4 protein-coding genes and 1 pseudogene are annotated in these 4,204 nt (G+C 70.1%); 2 read left to right on the top strand and 3 right to left on the bottom strand.

Annotated elements, in window-relative coordinates; translation table 11 throughout:
• Nucleotides 1-1,470, bottom strand: a 1,470-nt coding sequence (locus ACTWQJ_RS47370) for an ABC transporter ATP-binding protein (RefSeq protein ID WP_443312567.1), incomplete at its 3' end; no start/stop codon positions are given.
• 164 nt (nucleotides 1,471-1,634) lie between these two features.
• Nucleotides 1,635-2,180 carry a hypothetical protein gene (locus ACTWQJ_RS47365; RefSeq protein ID WP_443312568.1) on the bottom strand — a complete coding sequence of 182 codons (546 nt, stop codon included), beginning with the start codon at nucleotides 2,178-2,180 and terminating at the stop codon, nucleotides 1,635-1,637.
• A gap of 218 nt (nucleotides 2,181-2,398) precedes the next feature.
• Between ACTWQJ_RS47365 and ACTWQJ_RS47360 the strand changes: the two genes are divergently transcribed.
• A complete protein-coding gene (locus ACTWQJ_RS47360; protein ID WP_443312566.1) occupies nucleotides 2,399-2,620 on the top strand; it encodes a DUF397 domain-containing protein in 222 nt (73 codons plus the stop codon).
• Between the two features lie 74 nt (nucleotides 2,621-2,694).
• Nucleotides 2,695-3,612: a helix-turn-helix domain-containing protein gene (locus ACTWQJ_RS47355; RefSeq protein ID WP_443312565.1), complete on the top strand. Its 918-nt coding sequence runs from the start codon at nucleotides 2,695-2,697 to the stop codon at nucleotides 3,610-3,612.
• Nucleotides 3,613-3,836: 224 nt separating this feature from the next.
• On the opposite strand, the pseudogene ACTWQJ_RS47350 reads toward ACTWQJ_RS47355, so the two are convergent.
• Nucleotides 3,837-4,204: pseudogene (locus tag ACTWQJ_RS47350) on the bottom strand (IS200/IS605 family accessory protein TnpB-related protein); the annotation flags it as partial.

Raw genomic sequence — 4,204 nt, 5'->3', positions numbered from 1 at the left:
GGACAGTCGCGCCCCGCGCTCGCCGCCCAGGGTGTCGAGTCCCTGCGGCAGCCCGTCGACGAACTCCAGCGCGTTGGCGTCCCGCAGCGCCGCCCGGACCGTCTCCTCGTCGGCGTCGTCCATCCCGTAGGCGACGTTCTCACGGACGGTGCCGTCGAAGAGGATCGACTCCTGCGGCACGACCGACACGAAGCGCCGGTAGGTGCGCAGGTCGAGGGTGCTCATATCGGTCCCGTCGAGCAGCAGCCGGCCCGCGGTGGGGCGGATGAAGCCGATGACGAGGTTGAGCACGGTGGACTTCCCTGCGCCGGACGCGCCCACCAGAGCGATCGTCTCGCCCGGTGTCACCGAGAGGCTGAAGTCGCGTACGGCAGGCCGTCCGCCGTCCTCGTACGCGTGAGAGACGCTGTCGAAGGTGACGGCGCCGCGCAGCGCGGTGAGTTCGGCCTTGCCCTCGTTGTCCTCGAGCTCGGGAGCCTGGAGCACCTCACCGACCGAGCGGACGGATTCGAGGCCCTTGGTGATGACCGGGGCCAGGCCGGTGAGTGTCGTCGTGGAGTTGGTGAGGGTGGTCAGGAAGGCGCTGAGCATGACGACATCGCCGGCGGTGACGCCCCAGACGTCGTAGTACGAGATCAGCGCGGCGCCGGCGAGAACGAGGACACCGACCACGTTGAGAACCACCCAGGCGAGTGAGCCGAACCGGCCGTTGACCAGGTCCAGGCGCATCCCTGAGGTCAGCAGCCGGCGCAGGGTGCCGTCCATGCGGCGCAGCGCCTTGCCCTCCAGGCCGTGCGCGCGGGTCACCGGGATCAGGCGGGTCATCTCCGTCACGCGCGAGGAGAGCGTCTCGACCTCGTGGCGGAAGTGCTCGTTGTGGGTGCGCAGCCGGGCCCTGAGGCGGGCCACGAGGAGGGCGGCGGCGGGCACGACGACGAGAAAGACGGGGACGAACTCGGGGGTGCGGATGGCGATGATGACGAGTCCTCCGGTGAGGACGGTGATCGCGCCGAGTCCCGTTTCGGCGGTCTGTTGCACCATCTGCTCGACGGTCTCGACGTCGCGCACCACCTTGGCCTGCAGCACTCCGGCGCTGACCCGGGAGTGGTAGCCGATGGAGAGCTGCTGCATCCGGGTGCAGAGCGCGGAGCGCAGGGCGGTGCCCATGCGGCGCACGCTGCCGTACAGGAGGCGGACGTACAGCACGTGCAGCGGGTAGTTGACCACCAGGATGAACATGATGATCCCGGTGCTGGTCCAGAGCCTGCTGATCGGCTGGTGCTGGACGACGGTGTCGATGATGGACGCGGTGATCAGCGGCAGCAGCCAGACCGGGCTGTGCTTGACCGTGAAGACGCCGACCGCGGCGGCCAGTCGCCATCGGTCGGCGTGGAACAGGTAGGCGAGGGTGCGTATCGGGTGTTCGCCCCGGTAGCGGTGGTCGAGCGGTCTCTCATGCGACGACGCCATCCGCGGTGGTCCTCTCCGTCAGCCGGGTCAAGGAGGCAGGAAGCGCTTTCTGCCCAGTTCGGCCAGGGGTACACCAGGTGACGGCAGGAATGTCGGAGCGTCCGCAGCGTGAGACCGGCGAGCGGCACAGACGCGCCGTGCGGGTGGGGCTGGGGCTGGGGCCGCTACTCGCCGAGGGACCGGGCGAGTTCGGTGGACGCGCGGGCGATCTCGGCGTCCTGCTCGGCCTGGAGCTGCCGCACGACGCCCCGCCGGGCACGGACGGCCTGACGGGCGGCGCGCTCCCAGACCACGTGGTTCTCACGGTGGTTGAGCAGCTTGGGATACGCCGTCGCGGTGTTCTCCCACTGCCGGGCGTCGGCGATGTTCTTCAGCAGCTCGATGATCCGGGCGCGGCAGGTCACATGGGGAAGCTGGGCAAGCTCCCACAGGAAGGGGACCGTCGCGGCCGTCGCCTGCTCCACCACGAAGCCGTACTGGCAGACACGGTCGCGCAGTTCGTCGAGTGCCGCCCCGGCGGTGTCGGCGCCGCCCCAGGCGATCTTGTTGAGGAGCAGCGGGATGCCGGCCGCGCAGCCGGTGGAGTCCCGGATCTCCTGCCACGGCACCTCGCCCAGCGCTCTCAGGGGCGTGGCGCGGGAAGCTCCCGTCGGCCGCGTTTCGCGGTCTGTGCGCTCGGTGCTCTGCTGTCCCGTCGAAGCGGTGCGCATGGCGTCGGGCCTTTCCGCGGCAGTCATGTCGGTACGGGTGGCAGGTCGACGACCTGGCCTTCTCCCTGATGCGGCGTCATGATCGGGCGCCCCCAAGAGGGTTGACGCCGTAGCTATTATCCACACCAACCCCACCTCCGTGCAATTGCACGAGAAATTGCGCGAGAATCTGGGTAGGGAGTCAGCAACGTGAACTGAGGGAGGTCGCGGTGCCAGTGATGCCGAACGGAGTGCGGGCGAGTTCGTTGGACGCCCGGTGGATCAAGAGCCGGCACAGCAACGCCGAGGGCAACTGCGTCGAGGTCGCCGCCCTGGGCAACGGGGGCGTCGCGATGCGCAACTCCCGTGATCCCGACGGGCCCGCGCTCGTGTACACCGCCGCCGAGGTGGCTGCGTTCCTGGCCGGCGCCAAGGAGGGTGAGTTCGACCATCTGATGTGAGCCGTCCCGCCTGCTGCAGACCGGCCAAGTGCGGTAGCGTGAGAGTCACTTCTGCCGGTCTGCAGGGAGCCAGGATGTCCGCCGAGCCACAGCGTGTGTCCCGCCTCCGACCCTATCTCGACCGGGCGGAGCCCGCTCCGACTCTGCTGAAGATGCTGGTCGGCGTCCAGCTGGCGGGCCTGCGGGAGGATGCCGGTCTGGCTCAGGAACAGGCGGCGCGCGCCCTGGGATTCAGCCCCGCCAAGTTGTCGCGCATCGAGTCGGGCAAGGGCCGCAGGCCTCCGACCGAGGGCGATGTCCGCGCACTGCTGAAGCTGTACGGCGCCGAGGAGTACGAGGCGTCGGTGCTGCTGCAGCTGCTCCGGCGGGCCGGGGAGCCCGGCTGGTGGCAGCGTTACGACAAGCGGCTGATGCCCGAGTGGTTCGACCGGCTGGTCGGGCTGCAGGAGGCGGCTGCCGCGATCCGTACGTTCGAGATCCAGTACGTGCCCGGCCTGCTGCAGACCCCGGACTACACCCGGGCGGTCGTGGAGCGCGGGCTGCCGGTGGCGCCGTCGCACGAGGTGCGGCGCCGGGTCGAACTGCGCACCCGGCGGGCACAGTTGCTGCACCGGGCGGACGCTCCGCAACTGTGGGCGATCATCGACGAGTCCGTGCTGCTGCGCGTGCTCGGCAGCCGTGCGGTGATGCGCGAGCAGCTCGCGCATCTGGTCGAGATGGCCCAGCGTCCCCATGTCAGCGTGCAGATCGTGCCGTTGGACGTGACCAACGCGTCGGCCCCGGCGATCCCGATCACCTATCTCCGCTTCGACGGCCTGGATCTGCCCGACGTCGTCTACCTGGAGCACATCCGGAGCGCGAACTTCCTCGAGGACCAGGACGAGACGGAGGAGTACCGCGTCGCCCTGGACCGGCTGGCCGACGAGGCACTCACGCCACGCGCCTCCCTGAAACTGCTCCAAGAGACGATGGAGAGTCGCTACCGTTCCTAGAGACTGAGAAGTGAGTCCTGGTTCCAGGGCTCGTGCTCAGCCGAACGCCCCGAACGGTGCTGGGCGTTCTGGTTTCCCGCGTTCGCTCCGCGTCCGGCGCGCACGGATCGTGTCCGTGGTCCGGGGATGCGGGGGCGGGGTTCCTCACGCCCCGGGGTGCCCGGTCCGGCCTGGGCGGTCCGATGCCCCGCACGATCGTTCTGGTCGTGCGGGGGCGGTGTCGTCCTCCCCCGCTCCAGCCGGTCCTGAAGCACGTGCAGGCGGCGGGACTTGGCGAACCACTCCCGCCTGGAGCGGTAGCCGCCCGGCGCGTTCTTCGATCCCTTCCGCCCGACCGGTTGCGCCAGCCGGTGCGCGATCGTGGCGACCCCGGCCTCCAGGCTGTGGATGTGGGCCAGCAGGCAGCGGCGGGCCAGCGCCCACTGGTCGTGCGACGCCTTGGTGATCGCCCCGGCCCAGCGCGCCGACGAGGCTGGCGTCAGCGCGCGCTTCCTGGCCGCCCACGTCTCGGTGGAGTGCTCCAGACCGTCCGCGCACCGCGTCTTGAGGTCCCGCGAGGCCAGCGCGCCCAGATGTGCGCCCACCAGGCGCA

The organism is Streptomyces sp. KR55, from assembly GCF_052245645.1.
Lineage (GTDB): Bacteria > Actinomycetota > Actinomycetes > Streptomycetales > Streptomycetaceae > Streptomyces > Streptomyces flavusporus.
This window is presented reverse-complemented; position numbering and strand designations above follow the sequence as displayed.